The sequence below is a fragment of the Lachnoclostridium phytofermentans ISDg genome (assembly GCF_000018685.1).
Taxonomy (GTDB): domain Bacteria; phylum Bacillota; class Clostridia; order Lachnospirales; family Lachnospiraceae; genus Lachnoclostridium; species Lachnoclostridium phytofermentans.
Map to the genome: position 1 here is coordinate 1,090,050 of NC_010001.1, position 20,389 is coordinate 1,110,438.

Sequence of the window (20,389 nt, forward strand, 5' to 3'; positions counted from 1 at the left end):
ATGAAATTAATAATGAGATACCTAAAACCCTTTGCAGGGATTGTGGTTCTTTGTATTGTGCTATTATTTGGGCAAGCGATGAGTGACTTAAGCTTACCAACCCTAATGAGTGAAATTGTAACGAATGGTATACAAAATGGTGGTGTTGAAGAACCAGCACCAAAGGCAATTAGTGAAAATGGAATGACCTTTATCACAACCTTTATGACAGAGGATAACAAACAACAATTTCTTAACGCTTATCAACTCATCGATAAGGATTCCGAAGATGCAAGCAAATATCGTAAAGATTATGAGCTATTAAATCAAGAATCCATATATGTAAGAAAGAGTTTAAGTAAAGAAGAATTAGAACCAATAGAAACTAGTTATGGTAAGGCTGCTTTAGCATTTGTAACCATGATTCAAAAGCAGATGGAACAACAGGATGGACAGACGAATGAAGCGACCACTTCAGATAATGCAAAAGAAAATTTTGCTGGAATGACAACAGATAAGCTTTATGAGCTTCTTCCTATGATTCAGGCTATGCCAAAAGAAGCTGTGGGAACATTTATACAGACTGCTTCGGATAGTGATTCTTTTCTTCATGCTCAGATGGGTGTTTTATTTACAAAAATGTTTTATGAAGAACTTGGTATGAATCTCAATCATATTCAAAGAACTTATATTATAGTTACTGGTTTAAAAATGCTTGCTATTACATTTGCTGGTGTTGTTGCTGCAATTGCAGTTGGATTTTTAGCTTCTAGAATGTCTGCTAGAGTGGCACAACGTATGAGAAGAGATGTCTTTTCTAAGGTAGAGAGTTTTTCAAGTGCCGAGTATGATAAATTCTCAACAGCATCTTTGATTACTAGAACTACAAACGATATACAGCAAGTTCAGATGCTAATTGGTATGGGTGTACGAATGATGTGCTATGCACCAATCATGGGTATCGGTGGTATTATCTTTGCAGTTAATAAATCTGTATCCTTAAGCTGGATTATAGCAGTGGCTGTTATTATTTTACTTGGTCTCATTGCAATTATCTTCTCCATTGCATTACCGAAGTTTAAATCATTACAAAAATTAATTGACCGACTTAACTTGGTTAGCCGTGAGAACTTAGGTGGTATGATGGTAATTCGTGCCTTTGGTAATGAAGGTTATGAAGAAAATCGTTTTGAAAAAGCAAATAGTGAGTTAAGTAAAACAAATCGTTTTGTGCAAAGAACAATGGCATTTATGATGCCAGCTATGATGCTTATAATGAACTGTGTCACCTTAGTTATTGTGTGGAGTGGTAGTCATGCAATTGCAGATTCTACTTTACAGATTGGTGATATGTTAGCATTTATGCAGTATGCAATGCAAATCATCATGGCATTTTTAATGATAGCAATGATGTTTATTATGGTACCAAGAGCTTCTGTTTCTGCAGTTCGTATTCGAGAAGTATTGGATACTAAACTTGAGATAAACGATAAAAAGAATACAGTTAGTTTAGTGGAAGACGCGAAGAAAAACGGAACCAATGTTAAGGGTAGGGTTGTATTCCGTGATGTATCCTTCCGTTATAATAACGCAGAGTCAGATGTATTAGAGAATATTAATTTTACTGCGAAACCAGGAGAAACAACAGCATTTATCGGTTCTACTGGTTCTGGTAAATCAACACTGATTAACTTAGTTCCTAGATTTTATGATGTTACAAAAGGAAGTATTGAAATCGATGGTGTTGACATTCGAGATTTAAAACAAGAAGAACTTAGAGATTTAATAGGATATGTTCCGCAAAAGGGTGTTTTATTTACTGGTGATATTGAATCTAATATTCGTTACGGTAAAGATCATGCCGAAATATCAGAAATAGAAAAAGCAATTGAGGTTGCTCAGGCGAAGGATTTTGTTGATTCTACAGAAGAAGGATTAAAAACCTCAATTGCACAAGGTGGTACCAATGTTAGTGGTGGACAGAAACAGCGTTTATCCATTGCAAGAGCATTAGTGAAGAAACCACCAATTTATATCTTCGACGATAGTTTTTCAGCATTAGACTTTAAGACAGATTCCGCACTTCGTGCTGCTTTAAAGAAATTCACATCTGATGCTACCGTATTAATTGTTGCACAGCGTGTTAGTACAATTATGACTGCAGAACAAATTATTGTGTTAGATGAAGGTAAAGTAGTTGGTATTGGTACACACAAAGAGCTTTTGGCTAATTGTAAAGAGTATCAAGAAATTGCGGAAAGCCAGTTATCAAAGGAGGAATTAGCATGAGTCAAGAATCAAACGTAACTCCTAAGGTACCGCAGCGCCAGAGAGGACCAATGGGTGGTGGTCCGATGGGCGGCATGGGAATGGGTGGTGAGAAGGCAAAGAACTTTAAGGGTAGTTTAAAAAAGTTAATGTCATATCTAGCACCGTTTCGTATACAAATTTTCGTTGTTATTGTGTTTGCAGCTATCTCCACGGTATTTACAATTGTAGGACCAAAGATATTAGCAAAAGCAACCGATGAATTAACGAGTGGTATCATGGGGAAAATCACTGGAAAAGGTGGAGAAATTGATTTTTCCTATATAGCGACTATCATGTTGTGGTTAGTATTTCTTTATGTAATAAGTGCCATATTCTCTTATATGCAAGGGCATTTAATGTCTGGAGTATCCACAAATATAGCTTATAATCTTAGAAATGCTATCATGAAGAAGATGAATAAGCTGCCATTTAGCTATTATAACAAGACCAGTCATGGAGAAGTATTATCAAGAATTACAAACGATGTAGATACCTTAAACATGACCTTAAATCAAAGTATTACCCAATTAATTACCTCAGTTACCTCTGTTTTAGGTGTATTAATTATGATGCTCTCTATCAGTTGGAAACTAACCATCATAGCGGTATTAATCTTGCCACTTTCTGTACTACTGATTATAGGGGTAGTAAAGAAATCTCAAAAATATTTTAAAGGTCAGCAAAAATACCTTGGACGTGTCAATGGACATATTGAAGAGATGTATGGTGGACACTTGGTAGTAAAAGCATTTAATGGAGAAGAAAAATCTCTTGAAAAGTTTGACCAAGAAAACGAAAAGCTTTATGAGAGTGCTTGGAAATCAAACTTCCTTTCAGGATTAATGATGCCAATCATGAATTTCGTAGGTAATCTTGGCTATGTATTAATATGTATTGTTGGTGCATCGATGGCAGCAGGTGGAACCATGACAATTGGTGGAATTCAAGCATTTATCCAATATGTTCGTTCCTTTACTCAGCCAATCTCACAGATTGCTAACATTTCAAATCAAATTCAACAGATGGTAGCAGCTGCAGAGCGTGTATTTGAATTCTTAGATGAAAACGAAGAAAGCAAAGATGTAGTAAAAGTTACTATGGACGATATTGATCTAAAGGGTGATGTAACCTTTGATCATGTACGCTTTGGTTATGAGGATACTGATCAAATAGTTATTAAAGATTTCTCTGTGAAGGTTAAAGCAGGACAGAAGGTTGCGATTGTTGGTCCAACAGGTGCTGGTAAAACAACGCTGGTTAAGTTGCTGATGAGGTTCCATGATATTAATAGTGGTGATATCTATGTAGATGGTTATAATACCAAAGACTTCTCTCGGTCTGATCTTCGTACGGAGTTCGGTATGGTTCTTCAGGATACTTGGTTATATAACGGAACCATTATGGATAACATCCGATATGGTAAGTTAGATGCAACAGATGAAGAAGTAATAAAAGCAGCGAAAGCTGCACAGGTTGACCACTTTGTTCGTACTTTACCAGATGGTTACCAGATGGTTTTAAACGAAGAGGCAAGCAATATATCACAAGGTCAGAAACAGCTATTAACTATAGCAAGAGCTATACTTGCAGATTCTAAGATTCTTATTTTAGATGAAGCCACAAGCTCTGTTGATACCAGAACAGAAGTATTGATTCAAAAGGCTATGGATAACTTAATGAAGGGTAGAACTAGCTTTATCATAGCTCACCGTCTCTCAACGATTCGAAATGCAGATATTATCCTTTGTATGAAGGATGGCGATATTGTTGAGCAGGGTAATCATGATGAACTTATGAAACTTGGCGGTTTCTATGCAAATCTATATAACAGCCAGTTTGAGAAGTTACCGGCATAAATGATATAATTATAACAAGGAGCTTTTGCAAAATAGATAAGAATTTATCTATGGAGCAAGAGCTCCATTTTTTATTACGAACGAAACATTGAAAAGAAAAATATTACTCCAAAAACTAAAAATATTACACCAAATAATAAAATTGTTGGATTTTTATTTCTAGAAAGAACTTTATAATAGATACAAGGGGACGATACCAACAAAAGTATGTTTCGATTTAGAATAACAGATATCTTGGAGGAGAGAGCAAAATGAGACAATATCATTACTTAAATGAATCTGCAGATTTTATTCTAGAAGATCCAGAATTAACAAGTTACCTCTACTTTCCGATTGCGAATGAAAACGGAGTAATGGCATCTGTTACACCATCCCTTCATGGAGATAATAAGATGGGACAGAATACTTATCTTTTAGCACCCGTAAGTGTAGAGGAATTACATAATAGTAAAGCATCAAGAAATTTCTGGTGTATCATGGAAGGGAAAAATCCTTGGTCTGTGGTTGGTAATTCAAGCAATCAACAGGCGAACCTATATAAAGAAGAGAAAGAGAAAACCTATTTAAGAGCAGGCATTATGTGGCAAGAGGTTGAGAGAATTTCTGCGGTTTATGGACTAAAAGCGAAAGTGCTATCGATAGTGCCTGCATCAGGAGAAACAGTTGAACTTATGAAGGTAACGATAGAGAACATTGGTGTTGATAGTGTAACATTTACACCAATAGCAGCGATTCCATTATATGCACGATCTGCAGATAACTATAGAGACCATCGTCATGTTACTTCGTTATTACACCGGATTCATACTACAGACTATGGTGTGATAGTGAATCCTACGCTTACATTTGATGAGCGTGGGCATAAGAAAAATGAGGTGATTTATGGAGTATTAGGTACTGCCAGAGGGGCTAATCCTCCTGTATCTTTTTATCCTACCGTGGAAGGATTTATTGGAGAAGGTGGAAGCCTAGAACAACCAAGAGCTTTTTATTCAAAGAATTTAATACCGATGGCAGCAGGTGAATCCGTTGCAGGGTATGAAGCACTTGGTGGACTTGTATTTGAGAATGTAACCTTAAAGGGTGGAGAAGAAGCCTCTTATACCATTGCGATGGGATATGGTAACACCGAGGAGGATTTTAAAAAGGAGGCTAAGAAGTTCCTTCTATCAGATAAGGCTTTTGATGATGAAGTTCAATATACAAAAAATTATTGGAATCAAAAGATTAATATTCATTATCGTACAGGAAATCAGGAATTTGATTATTTTATGTACTGGGTTAATTTTCAACCGATGCTTCGAAGAATCTATGGTTGTTCCTTTCTACCACATCACGACTACGGAAAAGGCGGGAGAGGATGGCGTGATCTTTGGCAGGACTGCTTAGCACTACTTATGATGAACCCTTCCGGAGTCCGAGGTATGTTACATGATAATTTCTCAGGAATACGTATGGATGGTACGAATGCTACTATCATAGGGACTAAACAGGGAGAGTTTATAGCAGACCGTAATAATATTACAAGGGTCTGGATGGACCATGGGGTTTGGCCTTTACTAACGACCAATTTGTACATAAATCATAGTGGAGATATTCGTTTCTTATTAGAGGAAATAACCTACTTTAAGGATATGCAGGCGGTAAGAGGAGAAGAAAAGGATACAAAATATGACGAAGGTCTTGGAAAAAGAGTTAAGACCATTCAGGGGGAACAATACCAAGGAACAATATTAGAACACCTATTACTGCAAAATTTAACGGCATTTTACGATGTTGGTGAACACAATCACATCCGTTTACGTGGTGCGGATTGGAATGACGCGCTTGATATGGCAAAGGAACGTGGAGAAAGTGTGGCATTCACAGCTGCCTATGCGTTAAATCTTATGACACTAGCCGAGCTTTTAGAAAAGCTTGAGGAACATGGAGTTACAAGTGTATTACTAGCAAAAGAAATGCAAATTTTATTAACAGAGGATATTACTTGCTTTAACGATATAGAGCGTAAAAAGGATATTCTTTATACGTATTGTAAACAAGTGAAGGAGAGTGTGAGTGGACAAAAAGTAGAGGTATTCGTAACCAACTTAGTTCGTAATTTAAAGAATAAGTCTGAATGGATAAAAGATCACATTCGTAACGAAGAATGGTTAACCAATGCAGAGGGATTTCATTGGTTTAATGGTTATTATGATAATCATGGGCAGAGAGTAGAAGGTGATTTTGCACAGGGAGTACGTATGATACTAACTAGTCAAGTTTTTACGATTATGTCTGGGGTTGCAACAAAGGAGCAAGTAAAAGATGTAATTCGTGCAGCAGACCACTATCTATATGAAGAAAAGATGGGAGGCTATCGATTAAATACTGACTTTAACGAAGTGAAACTTGATTTAGGTAGAATGTTTGGGTTTGCTTATGGACAAAAAGAAAATGGAGCGGTATTTTGTCATATGGCAATCATGTATGCCAACGCTTTATATCAAAGAGGTTTCATAAAAGAGGGATATCATGTGATAGATAGTTTATTCCGTCATTGTAATGATTTCTCTGTAAGTAGAATATATCCTGGAATTCCAGAATATATCGCAGAAAATGGTCGTGCACTATATCATTATCTGACAGGCTCAGCAAGCTGGCTATTACTCACGGTACTTACAGAAATGTTTGGTATCAAAGGAAGATATGGTGATTTATACTTTGAACCAAAGCTATTATTAGAGCAATTTAGGCAGGATGGAACAGCAAAGGTTGAATTTATATTTGCAGAGAAATCCTTTGAAGTTACCTATCAAAACAGTAAGAGATTAGAAGTATCAGAGTATCAAGTTTCTAAGATTATACTAGATGGAATGGTTTACGAGTCAAAGGATTTAAGATGTATAAGACGAAGCGATATACTTAAACTTTCCAATAATCAAATGCACTTAATTACGGTCGTATTATGTTAGTGGGTGAGAGTAACACTATGAAAAAGAATGCATAGAAAAGAATGCTATGAAAAAGAATGCATAGTAAAAGAATGCATAGAAAAAGAATGCTATGAAAAAGAATGTATAGAAAAAGAATGCAAAGAAAAAGAATGCTATGAAAAAGAATGTCATGAAAAAGAACGCATAAAAGTGATTGACTTGCATTTACGAAAATATCCTGAAAAAATCACTATAAACATCGAAGATATGATATAATATTTGTAACATTATACTAAAAATTTAATAGTTCCAGTTTCTGCACATTAAAATTCATTTACCTAAATATTTAAACTTATTAACTAAAAAAATGACACCATATTAGAAATAAAGATATGATACAGAGGTGTGATTTTCGTTATGATATAAAGGGGTTTGTAAATTGTAGACTTTATAAATAGTTACGTTACAAATACCCTTTTCTTTATTTCGCTATTAAGAAAATTAAAAACAATTATTCATAACATCGAAGAGAAGGAGATATGTAGGTATGAGAATTAGGACAGTAACTACAGATTATCATAAGAATCTATTTTTACTAGAATCAGAGAGATTCATTGCAACTGAAGTAGGATGTAATCAAGTTGTTGCCATATATCCAGAATTGACCTACCAGACCATTCGAGGATTTGGCGGCGCTTTTACGGAGTCTTCCGGCTATAATTTTTCAAAGCTTAGCAAAGAAAAGAAAAACATTGTTCTGAATGCTTATTTTGGTAAGGATGGAATTCATTATACCTTAGGAAGAACTCATATCAATAGCTGTGATTTTTCACTTTCTAACTATTCTTATCTTGAAGAAGATGAGGACATCAATCAAAAGTTTAACCGTGATCGAGACAGAGAATACATTGTCCCAATGATAAAAGCTGCAATCGAACTTAGTGAAGACAATATTACTTTCCTAGCATCCCCTTGGTCGCCTCCTTCGTTTATGAAGACAAACCTCGATATGAATCATGGCGGGGAATTAAAAGAGGAATATAAAAGAGATTGGGCAAAATACATAGCAGCTTATATAAAGGACTGTAAAAAAGATGGAATTACGATTTCCATGCTTACTGTACAAAATGAACCGGAAGCAACTCAGGTTTGGGATTCCTGCCGCTACAGCGCAACGCAGGAAATGGAATTTGTCAGAGATTATCTGGGACCAATCTTAGCAGAAGAAGGTTTAAGTGACGTAAAAATCTATGTTTGGGACCACAACAAAGAACTATTGTATGAGCGTGCAAAGGTAATCCTTTCTGATAAAAATGCAAGAGAATATATAAGCGGAGTTGCGTTTCATTGGTATACCGGGGATCATTTTGAAGCTCTTGATTTAGTAAGAGAACATTTTCCAGAACAAGAACTATTATTCACAGAAGGTTGTGTTGAGTATGGAAGATTTTTTGATTCCTCCGAGGTTTGGAAGGCAGAAATGTATGCTCATGATATCTTAGGTAACCTAAATCATGGGATGCATGGATATATGGACTGGAATCTATTACTTGATGATAAAGGTGGACCAAATCATGTAGGAAACTTCTGTCAAGCTCCAATCATGTGCAATGCAGAGGAGGATAGTATACAGTTTAATCTTTCTTACTATTACATAGGTCACTTTAGTAAATACATTATGCCTGGTGCTAAACGTATTGCTTATACTAAGTATTCGGATTTAGTAGAGGTAGCAGCATTTATTAATCCAAATAAAGAACGGGTTGTTGTTTTACTTAATAAATCAGAGAAAGAGGTAACAGTAGTACTAAAGGAGAATGGAATTGGTCAGGAAATTAAGGTGAATTCTCATAGTATTGTTTCAGTGATTTGTTCAGAAGAGTAATTTAACCTCATCAGGGAAGTATTGGATTGCGAATTTCCGATTTGATAACTTTGGAGTTTATAAAAGATCTTATGGTAAAGTGTCTGATGTGGATGGAGTGTAAGAAAGCCCTATGTTTGCAGATTAAGGAAAGGCAAGGTTTTGAAAATGAATCATTACAAAAAGTTAATAGTCCTTCTACTTAGTTGTCTCCTATTTGCCCTTAGCAGTTGTAGCAAAACTATATCCCTTACAGCTGATTCAACTGTAGTTTCTGTGGGAGAAACAACCATAACATTAGATGAAATGATGTATCATGTTCTCCTTGCTAAGATGCAAGGAGAACTCTATGCCTCATTTTTAGGAGAGAAAGATTTTTGGACGAAAGAATATGAGCCCTCTGTAACAATGGCAGATCAGATGAAACAATATGCATTAGATAATGCAATCAAATATGAAATTCTTTACGAGATGGCGGAAAATAAAGATTATTCCTTAACAGAAGAAGAACTATCAGTAAGTGAAGCTCAGGCAGAGGATATTGAAAAAACAATACCAGAAGAGGAGTTAAAATCTTTAGGTTTAACGAACGAGTTAATAGAAAAAATACAAAGGAAGATATCGCTTTCAACAAAATATTATGAGGACTATCTTCTTACCCTATCAGCAGATGAGAAAGAAGCGAAGCTACGCTTTGAAGAAAAATTTGAAGAGCTAAAAAAAGAGTATCAAGTGAAGGTAAATAATAGTATTTGGGAAAAAGTAGATATAACAAATCCTTCGATACCAGGGTAATAGCGAATATAAAAGTGCTCAGACTAAAAAAATGACACCTTTTCAAAATACGGTTCCTTATAAACAAAGTCGATGGTCTTTATAATAAAGATAAACAAGAAACGGAGGACTGACCATGACAGAGAAGAGTGTACAAGAGAAAAGAAAAAAATCGGTAACCATGCGTAGATTAATGAATCAGAAATATCTTCAGCTTATGGTTATCCCGGGAATTATATGGATGTTAATCTTCAATTATATTCCTATGGGTGGTATCATAATCGCTTTTAAAAAATTTAAAATAACGAAATCTATTGCAGAAGCACCTTGGGTGGGGTTGAAATATTTCGAGGAATTCTTTCAGGATTCCAATTTTAGTAACATTATGGTAAATACACTTGGAATTAGTTTATTAAAATTAATTATAGGATTTCCGCTCCCAATCATCTTTGCTTTATTAATTAATGAAATAAGAAATCTTAAATTTAAGAAAATAACTCAAACTATTTCTTATTTACCACACTTTTTATCATGGGTTGTACTCGGCGGAATTTTGACAACTTGGCTAAATAGTACAGGTGTTATAAATGTATTATTTCAGGCATTACATATTACAAGTGGACCAGTTTCCTATCTTGGTGATCCAAAATATTTTTGGGGAGTAGCGTTAGTCTCGGATAGTTGGAAGGAGCTAGGATGGTCAGCAATCATATATTTAGCTGCCATTTCTTCGGTAGATCAACAGCTCTATGAAGCTGCAACGGTAGATGGAGCAACGAAGATACAAAAGATATTTAAGATTACATTGCCTTCGATTAAAGGAACCATTGCCATCATGTTGATTTTACAGGTTTCTGGATTATTAAATGCTAATTTTGATCAGATTATGATACTAAAAAATCAGATTAATATTTCCAGAAGTCAAGTAATCGATACTTATGTATATCAAGTTGGTATGTCACTTGGCAAATATTCGTATGCAACAGCAGTTAGCCTGTTTAAGTCAGTTATCGCTTTATTTCTTTTATTAATTGCGAACTTTTCCAGCAAGAGACTGCTTGGCAGGTCATTATACTAGGAGGTTGCAGCATGAAAAGAAGCGTATCATCTAAAATCAAACGATCCAAAGGAACTTTAATCTTCGATATCCTAAATACGATATTAATGCTTTTTATCTGCTTTGTATGCATCTATCCTATTTGGTATGTCATTGTTAATTCCTTTAATGATGCAAATGATGCATTAATGGGAGGCATCTATTGGTGGCCAAGACAGTTCTCCTTACAAAATTATAAGACAGTGTTCAGTGACAACAGTGTATTGCAAGCATTTAAGATAACAATTGCAAAGACTTTAATTGGTACCACAGTCAATGTACTATTTACTGCTATGGTAGCTTATCCTCTTTCAAAAAAATATCTGATTGGAAGAAAGTTTTACATGGCAATCGGAACAATTACGATGTTCTTCTCCGGAGGCTTAATACCAACGTTCCTTCTATTCAAGGGGCTTGGATTATTAAATAATTTCTGGGTTTATGTTATTCCAGCAGCGTTTAACTTTTTTAATCTACTCATAATGATTAACTTCTTTCGAGAGATTCCAGATGCTTTAGAGGAATCTGCAAAAATTGACGGCGCCAATGATTTTACTATCTTTCGTAAGGTAATTCTTCCGTTATCAAAACCTGTATTAGCAACCATTGCTTTGTTTGCAGGAGTTGGACAATGGAATGATTACTTTGGAGGATTAATGTATATTACAGATAACCGTTCCTTAGAACCAATTCAGACATATCTTTATCGACTGGTAGCACAGGTACAGTCATCGCAGATGGCGAGTTCAATCTCAGCCTCTAATATCAGTGCGAAGGACAGTACTTCAACCGCGATAAAATTGGCTGCCATGGTTATCACAACATTGCCTATATGCTGTGTTTATCCATTCCTTCAAAAATATTTTATAAAAGGAATGATGATAGGTGCAGTTAAGGAATAAAATATAAAGGGAGGATTTTTCAATGAAAATGGGTAGCAAAAAATGTATTGCGCTTCTACTTTGTTTCATCATGCTGTTTTCTCTCGCTGCTTGCGGTAAAGGGAAAACAACCGATACAACAGTAGGGGCTACAACGGGACCAACAAAAGCAGTAGTACCTACAGATGGAACGAAAGAAGGAACGAAAGAAGGAACAAAGGATAATAACAATCAGGGAGAAGTAGTTCCTGGTTGGCAGACAAACGCATCCGATAAGGTTGATTTAACATGGTACATAAACTTTTCTTGGTTTACTACTCCTTGGGGTGAGAACTTAATATCCAAGACGATTACAGAAGAAACTGGCTGTAACATTAATTTTGTCGTTCCAGCAGGTAACGAAGCTGAGAAACTAAATTCTTTGATTGCATCAGATTCTTTACCAGATTTATTAACGATTGGTTGGTGGGAAGGCCAAGTAAATCAGATGATCGAAGATGGAATGGTTTATGCTTTAGACGAACTAGCAACGAAGTATGACCCATACTGGTTTGAAGTAGCAGATAAAGGTCGTGTTGGCTGGTTTACAAAAGAAGATGGACACGTTTACGGATATCCAAACTCTTCTTTCTCTCCACAAGATTATGAAAAATATGATAACATCTCTTCCAATCAGACCTTCCTTGTAAGAAAGGATATGTATGAAGCAATTGGAAGTCCAGATATGACAACACCGGAAGGTTTTATTGCAGCAGTAAAAGCAGCAGCGGCTAAGTACCCAGAAGTGAATGGACAGCCAATCATTCCAGTAGGTGCACATGAATTTATTTCAACTGGTAATAATTCTTTTGACCTGTATTTATCTAACTTCTTGGCAACCCCTTATGAAAAAGATGGTAAGTACTACGATAGATATAGCGATCCTGAATTAGTTCGTTGGTTAAAAGCTTTTCGCGAATTAGGTGCAGAAGGATATCTAAAAGAAGATATCTTCGTTGACAAGAGAGCTCAAATGGAAGAAAAGATTGCTCAGGGACGTTACTTCTGTATGTTATATCAGAGAACTGATTTAGCAGATCAAGAGAAGGTATTATACAAGAATGATCCAAACAGTATTTATATCGCAATCGATGGACCAAAGAATTCCAAAGGAGATGCTTACACCTTACCAGGAACCGGTATCAATGGTTGGTGTGTAACTATGATATCTAAGAAGTGTCAGCGTCCAGATCGTGCGATCCAATTATGCTCTTACTTAATGAGTGAGCATGGGCAGCATATGACTTGGTTAGGTGTAGAAGGTGTTACTTGGGATTATGTAAATGGTAAAGAAACAATGAAACCAGAAGTGAAAGAAATTTTAACAACTGATCGTAGTGCTTACGATAAACAGTATGGTGCAGATTCCTGTTACTGGATGTTCCAAGACAATGCAATGTCATTAAAATGGGCGGTGGAAACACCAGAACCTCTAGGACAGATGGAACGCTGGACCTTCCCATATGTTATATCAGTATCCCAGTATGATGTTAGCTTAGCAGCAGATTCTGATGAATTCGATATTCAGAGTAATGTAGATAATGAATGGGGTGTTGTATTACCTCGACTATTATTAGCGAAGACAGAAGCAGACTTTGATACTATCTGGAATGCATTTATTCAGAAGAAAAAAGATTTCGGTTTTGATAAAGTTCTAGCAACGAAGACTGAGATGATGAAGGAAGCAAAAGTGAAATTAGGAGTTAACTAATTAGAGTAAAATATTTTTATCAAATTATTTGATATAGTGTAAGGAAAAACAGCCTGTTTTAAGAAATAACTACAGGTTGTTTTTCCTATATCAAGTTTTAGCTAGTGACTGTATGTCACACTTTTTTATGGGGCCGAATTTTTACATAAACATAACATGCACAAGCTAAAGTGCAGGAATAGGTGTTGCTATGAGAAAACTAAGAAAGCTTTTTTCAGCTATGAAATTAAATCATAAAATAACTATATTAATTATTGGAACCATAGTAATTCCTATGGTTATTTTATCTGTCCTTCTTTTTCAAAATATGAGGGAATCTGTCATAAAAGAAAAAGTTAAAAATGTTGAAATCAGCATTAATCAAAGTTATAACCATATTCAAAAAAATGTGGAGCTATGTCATATGTCAACACAGGTTATCTTAAACAGCGAAGGCTTTTGGGATAAATTAATAGAGTTTCAGAATTCCGAAGATGTCGACAAGAATGAAATCATAAAATTCTCAAAGAACGATGTTCGGAATATTGAACGACTGGTAAACAGTAACCCATATCTTTATCAGATAAGAATCTACATTGGAACTAAAAAAGTACCGGAAATGATGCCGGTTCTTTATTATATGGATCGACTTGAGGTTTTCGATTGGTATGATGAAAATGATACGCGAAAGATTTTCTGGAATTTTGATTATGATGGCACTATTTTTCCTTACTATGTATTAAAACCCTCAAAACATATCGTATCACTTACAACACGTGTTATAGCTACCAAGAAAAAAGTAGATGCCCTGATTGAAGTTGCAACGAAGATGGATGTTATATTTCCGGATATATATGAAGCGAACGAAGAACAATGGACTTGCTTTGTAGATGAACATGGAACTTACTTTTATGGAGAAGGGGACTCAAATCAAAAGTGGTTAGAATTTGCGGAGGGTGTATTTAAAACAATCCAAAAGGATACCAAGGAGTCTTATTATCACAATATGTATCTTGATAAAGAACCAGTCGTAGTTGGGTACATACCGTTAGAACAGTTTAATGGTCATCTGCTAAAGATTGTATCTTTAAAAAAGGCATTCAGGGATATCAATGACAAAAGAAATGTATTTCTCGTTGGTTTTTCTGGAGCTGTAGCAATTTTAATCGTTGCAGCGAACTTCTTGGTTAAATTGGTACTTCGCGATTTTTATCGGGTAATTCATACCGTTACGAAGGTAAAAGAAGGTGATTTAGCGATACGAGTTCCAGTCTGCTCCTCGAACGAAATAGGACAATTAAGCGGTCAAATTAATGATATGATGGACACCATAACCGATTTGATGGAGGGGCAATTAAAAAGAGAACTTTTAGTAAAAGACAGTGAGATTAGAGCACTACAAAATCAAATCAATGCTCATTTTATCTATAACGTATTGGAATCGATTAAAATGATGGCTGAGATAGAAGAACGATATGATATTTCAGATGCAGTTACCTCACTTGGAAAGTTACTACGATATAGTATGAAATGGGTATCAAAGAATGTAACGGTAAGAGAAGAAGTTGACTATATAAAAAATTATTTGGCGCTCATAAATCTTCGGTTTGATTATGAAATCTATTTAAGTATCAATATGCCAGATATCATTTGGAGTCAAGAGATACCAAAGATGTCATTACAACCAATTATTGAGAATGCAATCTACCATGGAATTGAAGAAATTGCGGAGGATACGAGTATCTATATGAAGGGCATCCTATTTGAGGATTATTGTACGATAGAAATTACGGACTCAGGCAAGGGAATGACAGAGGAAGAAGTAAGAAAACTTCAGCGTAAAATTTCTGGAGAGATTGAAACTAGTGGAAGTTCCGGGAATGGGATAGGGCTAAAGAATGTACAAGATCGTATCAAAATCAGTTTTGGAGAACCATACGGAATCAGCGTAGCATCAAGGAAGGACTGTTATACAAAGGTTATCGTTAAGATACCATTGATCCTATCATAGGGAGGAGGGAATTCCATGAAGAAGCTTTTGATTGTAGAGGATGAAAAAATGATCAGGCAGGGCATAAAAAGTATCGCAATGCGTGCACCTGTTCCAATCGAAGAAATTTTAGAATGTAAAAATGGGGAAGAAGCATATGAAGTAGTAAAAAATGAGGTAATCGATGTCATGATTACTGATATTCGCATGCCCGGAAAAGATGGAATAACTTTAGTAAAAGAAATTCAAGTTTTACCTCATATACCTAAAATAGTCGTAATTAGCGGGTATGATGATTTTAATTATGCAGTTGAATTACTGCGTTGCGGAGCTAAGGATTATTTATTAAAACCAATTGAGCGTGAAAAAATATTCGATGTGTTAATAAAATTAGAAAAGGAACTGTGTGAAGAGAAGGAAGAAGCAGAAAAAAGGAATCTTGTATGGCAGCAGCAGTTACGTTATTGCATGTTAGGAGAAGCAAGTTTAGATAGTTGTAAGGTAACCTTTGAAGAATTCTTACAAAATGAAAAATATCTTTTATGCTGTACGAATATATGGAGAGAAGATTGGCTAGAGGAAACGAATATTTTAGGATTAACGAAGATGCAACATCAGAATATCTATATAATGAGGGTCTCGCAAAAGCAGCTTGTACAAAAAGTTTTTTGTGAAGATTATGTCGGATTTAGCGAAGAACATGCACAATTTGAAGAATTAAAGATTGCTTTCAAAGAAGCATTATGTGCAAGAAAGCAATCCTTTTATCAGGAGAGTCACCAGATTGACTATAAAGATTGTAGTAATAATCTAATTAAGATTAAGGAGAAGGAAAAGCAGAGAGAAGAAAATGAAACTAATTCTTCTAGAGATTCAGTTATTGAACTGACACAAAATGAGATTGACCAATATGTTCAATTGTTTGGAACAAGCAAGTGGGAACAAAATGATAAATTCATCAAGAATCTTTACTACAATGTGAAATGTGGAAAGATTGCACCGGAAGACTTTGAGCATACGATGCAATGTTTTGTCAAAGGAATTGAGGATAATTACCAAAGCGTTATAGATTTTAGCGATACCAGAGTTCTACATCATAAAAGTATCTATGAATATGATTCAGGCTCAAAATATTTAGAAAATTTAATGGAGTGGCTGGTTGAACTTCATGAAAGAATTCTATCTGAATTTTCTGATTTTAAGAATAAGCAGAAGATTCAAACAGCTTTGATTTATATTAAGGAAAATTATAATAAAGATTTAAATATGGCAGTGGTATCTAATTACATATCAATGAATTATTCTTTATTTTCTTTTACTTTTAAACAATATACAGGAACTTATTTTGTCCAATATTTAAAGGATCTTCGGATTGCAAAAGCGAAAGAATTGCTAGAGAAGACTGAGAAAAAAATAGTGGAAATCAGTAATGAAGTCGGATATGAAAATGAAAAACATTTCATGAAGATATTCAAGAATCACTGTGGAGTGTCCCCATCGGAATTTCGAAAAAACTCTTATGTGGGGAAAGCAAAACCGGTGCATTAACGGCTTAAAATTAGCAAGAACCTCGGATATACAAGATTGGAGGAGAAAATATGTTTGACAACAAAGGAAGATTTGTCATAAAAAATTACTTGAAAGAGAGTACTTTTGCAAGTTTCTTACCTGGAATTAGCGGGAAATACGGAATTCCAATTTGGTGTTTTTATGTGAACCGGGGACAGGCGGTTACAAGTTTTGGAGTTCTAGATAAGGATCATTCCATTATGGAATTTTATCCTGCTCATCAGGCTTATCAGATGACGAAAACCAATGGATTTCGTACATTTTTAAAGATTGACCACTCCTATACAGAAGCATTCTCTGATGCGGAACGAGAACATGCGATGTACATCGGAATGAATGAATTAGTATTAGAGGATAGAATTGATGATAAGATATGTGTTACTGTTACCTACTTTACTCTTCCAAATGTTGCTCTAGGTGGATTAGTTCGAAAAGTGACTGTTAAGAACATTGGTAATACGGAGCATATGGTGGAATTACTAGATGGAATGCCTTCTCTAATTCCTTATGGAGTAAGTCTTAATTCTATGAAAGAGATGGGGCAGACAACCAAAGCATGGATGCAGGTTGAGAATTTATCAGAGCGTTTACCATTTTTTAAAGTGAGAGCCAGTATGGAGGATTCCGCCTGTGTACAGGAAGTAATTGGAGGTCATTTTTCCTTTGCTTATGATGGCGAAGAGTTTTTACCGGTACTGGTTGATCCCTATGTAGTTTTTGATTACGATACTTCTCTTACGAATGCAATTGGCTTTCGAGAGGGAGAATTAAATGATTTGCTTGGGAAGAACCAGGTAGTAACAAATAATCTTCCTTGTAGCTTTTTTGCAAAGCAGAAATTATTAATGCAGGGAGAAGAATTTACAATTCACGAAGTAATTGGGCAAGCTCAGAGTATTAAGATAGTTAGAGATTTTGCTGCTCGCTGTGAGACAAAAGGATATTTTAAAAAGAAATACGAAGAGGCAATCTCCTTAACAGACGAACTTTGTAAGGGAATTGAGACAAAAACTGCATCGCCTGCGTTTGATGCCTATTGTAAACAAACATACCTAGATAATATCTTACGTGGTGGTTATCCAATCAAGTTAGGAAAGGATAAAATATTTTATCTTTATTCTAGAAAACATGGAGATATCGAGAGAGACTATAACTTCTTTAGTATGCTACCTGAGTACTATTCACAAGGAAATGCAAATTTTAGGGATGTTAACCAAAACAGACGTTGTGATGTGTTGTTTTCACCGTATGTTGAAAAAGAGTGTATTAAAACCTTTTATAACCTAATTCAAATGGATGGTTATAATCCACTTGCTGTACAAAAAGCTACGTTTTATGTTCCAATTGATAAAATAGAAGAGGCCATCTCAATGCTACCAATGAAGGAAAAGGAAAATGGTTACAACTTCTTTCAAAACTCTTTTACTCCGGGAAGTTTCTTAGGATTTCTAGAACAACATGGTTGTTCAGATAGGAAAACGCTAGAGGATACTTTAGCGTTTGTAATGGAGTTATCCGAAAATGAAATCGCAGCTTCCTTTGGAGAAGGATACTGGGTAGATCATTGGACTTATAATTTGGATTTGATAGAAGCTTACCTTTTAATCTACCCAGAAAGGGAAGAAGAGTTATTTTATAAAGATAATACCTATACATATTTTGAATCGAAGGCAATCGTAAAAAGAAGACAAAACCGTTATGTGGAGACTAAAAATGGACTTCGCCAATATCAATCATTAGATAAGTTAAGTAAAAAAGATGTGGAGCATAAGCAATTACGTTGCGAATATGGAAAAGGACCTGTGTATGAAACCTCCTTAATTGAAAAACTTCTATTATTAGTCTCTATAAAATTTGCGACCCTTGATAGTGAAGGAATGGGAATTGAGATGGAAGCAGGGAAACCTGGATGGTATGATGCCCTAAATGGTTTGCCGGGAATCTTTGGTTCTTCTATGTGTGAGACAATAGAACTGGAAAGAATGATTTCGTTTGTTTTAAATATTGTGAAACGTTACCCTAATAATATTCCAGTAGCTTTGGAAATAAAAGAACTGATGGAAAAACTTTATGAAGTATCAAGTAGAGATATCACTTCCATGGAGGTATGGAATTTAAAGAATAATATCAAGGAAGACTATAGAGAAAAAACGAAATTAGGTGTTGAGGGTACAAAAGAGATTTTATCGGTAGAAGATATCAGAGCTATGCTTACTTCTTGGTCTTTCACAGTAAAGAATGGTATAAAGAAAGCAGTAGAACTTGGAAAAGGAATCTGTCCTACATATTTTTACTATAAGGTAAAAGAGTATGAAAAGACGGAGGATGGAATATTCGTCAAAGCGTTTGAACTTATTACTATGCCTTATTTCTTAGAAGGTCCAGTACGTTTTTTAAAGTTAGAACATAGCAAAGAGGAAAAGAAGGCTTTATATAATGTTGTAAAATCGAGTAATCTGTATGATCGTAAGCTTAAGATGTATAAGGTGAATGAATCACTACATACAGCATCGTTTGAAATAGGTCGTTCCACCGCATTTACACCGGGTTGGCTTGAAAATGAATCTATCTGGCTTCATATGGAATATAAATACTACTTAGAGTTATTAAAATCTGGACTATATGAAGAATATTTTGAAGATTTTAAGAATGGGCTAATTCCTTTTCTTGATGAAAAGATGTATGGAAGAAGTATCTTAGAGAATTCTTCTTTCTTGGCAAGTAGTGCAAATCCGGATGAAAAGATTCACGGGAAGGGATTTGTAGCAAGACTTAGTGGTTCAACCGCTGAATTTATTCATATGTGGCAGATCATGATGTTTGGCCATAAGCCATTTCGCTTTGAGCAGGATGAACTTCATCTGGCATTAGAACCAATCCTTCCGGAGTATTTAATTGGTGAAGATGGTGTAGTAGAGGCAACACTTCTTGGTACGATACCAATAAGTTATAAGCTATCAAAGAAGAAAGCATTAATACCTGGAACTTATCAAGTAGAAAGCTATACCTTACAGTATCAAAGTGGTGAAACAGCACAGATTTTAGATTCCAAGCTTCCAAGCAAAGAATCGTTTGATGTTAGAGAAGGAAGAGTAAAAAGCATCTGCGTTTCTATTCGATAGAAGAGCATGTACAGGGAGTAGGTTAATAATTTGTACTTAATTCATAGTATAATTAGCTAACCCAATCGAATGAAACAAGAAAAAGTAAATCACGGACTTTTCTTTGCCATGAATAAAATGAAATAGGATAACAAAAAGGGGTTAGGTATACCTTTTTTGTTGTCCTATTTTTCTTATATTGTTGTGTAGTTTGGTTTATACTTTTAAATATGGTGATATTCTATGTGAATTCATTAATTCATATATTGCAACATTCCTTTAAAATTCAAAAAAGCATACATAACGAAGCTTTAACTTGTAATTT

12 protein-coding genes are annotated in these 20,389 nt (G+C 35.1%); all 12 read left to right on the top strand.

Annotated features, from left to right (window positions below; genetic code table 11):
- The 12 genes from CPHY_RS04580 to CPHY_RS04635 all read left to right on the top strand — a co-directional run bounded on the left by CPHY_RS04580 (position 1) and on the right by CPHY_RS04635 (position 20,085).
- Positions 1–2,268 (top strand): ABC transporter ATP-binding protein, encoded by a 2,268-nt coding sequence (locus CPHY_RS04580; protein WP_012198886.1) that lies wholly within the window; start codon positions 1–3, stop codon positions 2,266–2,268.
- On the top strand, positions 2,265–4,145 hold the full coding sequence (locus CPHY_RS04585) for an ABC transporter ATP-binding protein (RefSeq protein WP_012198887.1): 1,881 nt from the start codon (positions 2,265–2,267) through the stop codon (positions 4,143–4,145). The genes CPHY_RS04580 and CPHY_RS04585 overlap by 4 nt, the downstream gene beginning before the upstream one ends.
- A gap of 251 nt (positions 4,146–4,396) precedes the next feature.
- The gene (locus tag CPHY_RS04590) at positions 4,397–7,099 is read left to right on the top strand and encodes a GH36-type glycosyl hydrolase domain-containing protein (protein WP_012198888.1); all 2,703 of its coding nucleotides are present in this window, start codon (positions 4,397–4,399) and stop codon (positions 7,097–7,099) included.
- A gap of 27 nt (positions 7,100–7,126) precedes the next feature.
- Positions 7,127–7,336 (top strand): hypothetical protein, encoded by a 210-nt coding sequence (locus CPHY_RS21615; RefSeq protein ID WP_041703196.1) that lies wholly within the window; start codon positions 7,127–7,129, stop codon positions 7,334–7,336.
- Positions 7,337–7,607: 271 nt separating this feature from the next.
- On the top strand, positions 7,608–8,945 hold the full coding sequence (locus CPHY_RS04600) for a glycoside hydrolase family 30 protein (RefSeq protein ID WP_012198889.1): 1,338 nt from the start codon (positions 7,608–7,610) through the stop codon (positions 8,943–8,945).
- Between the two features lie 147 nt (positions 8,946–9,092).
- A complete protein-coding gene (locus CPHY_RS04605; protein WP_012198890.1) occupies positions 9,093–9,719 on the top strand; it encodes a hypothetical protein in 627 nt (208 codons plus the stop codon).
- Positions 9,720–9,834: 115 nt separating this feature from the next.
- Entirely contained in the window at positions 9,835–10,776 is a 942-nt protein-coding gene (locus tag CPHY_RS04610) for an ABC transporter permease (protein WP_012198891.1), read from the top strand.
- Positions 10,777–10,787: 11 nt separating this feature from the next.
- Positions 10,788–11,696, top strand: a complete 909-nt coding sequence (locus CPHY_RS04615; RefSeq protein WP_012198892.1) for a carbohydrate ABC transporter permease — start codon at positions 10,788–10,790, stop codon at positions 11,694–11,696.
- Positions 11,697–11,718: 22 nt separating this feature from the next.
- Positions 11,719–13,425, top strand: a complete 1,707-nt coding sequence (locus CPHY_RS04620) for a type 2 periplasmic-binding domain-containing protein (RefSeq protein WP_012198893.1) — start codon at positions 11,719–11,721, stop codon at positions 13,423–13,425.
- Positions 13,426–13,615: 190 nt separating this feature from the next.
- Positions 13,616–15,415, top strand: coding sequence for a sensor histidine kinase (locus tag CPHY_RS04625; protein WP_012198894.1), 1,800 nt, complete (start codon positions 13,616–13,618; stop codon positions 15,413–15,415).
- Between the two features lie 15 nt (positions 15,416–15,430).
- Positions 15,431–16,942: a response regulator transcription factor gene (locus CPHY_RS04630; protein ID WP_012198895.1), complete on the top strand. Its 1,512-nt coding sequence runs from the start codon at positions 15,431–15,433 to the stop codon at positions 16,940–16,942.
- A 50-nt stretch (positions 16,943–16,992) separates the two neighbouring features.
- Complete coding sequence (locus tag CPHY_RS04635; RefSeq protein WP_012198896.1) at positions 16,993–20,085, top strand: hypothetical protein; 3,093 nt, start codon at positions 16,993–16,995, stop codon at positions 20,083–20,085.
- The last annotated feature ends 304 nt before the right edge of the window (positions 20,086–20,389 follow it).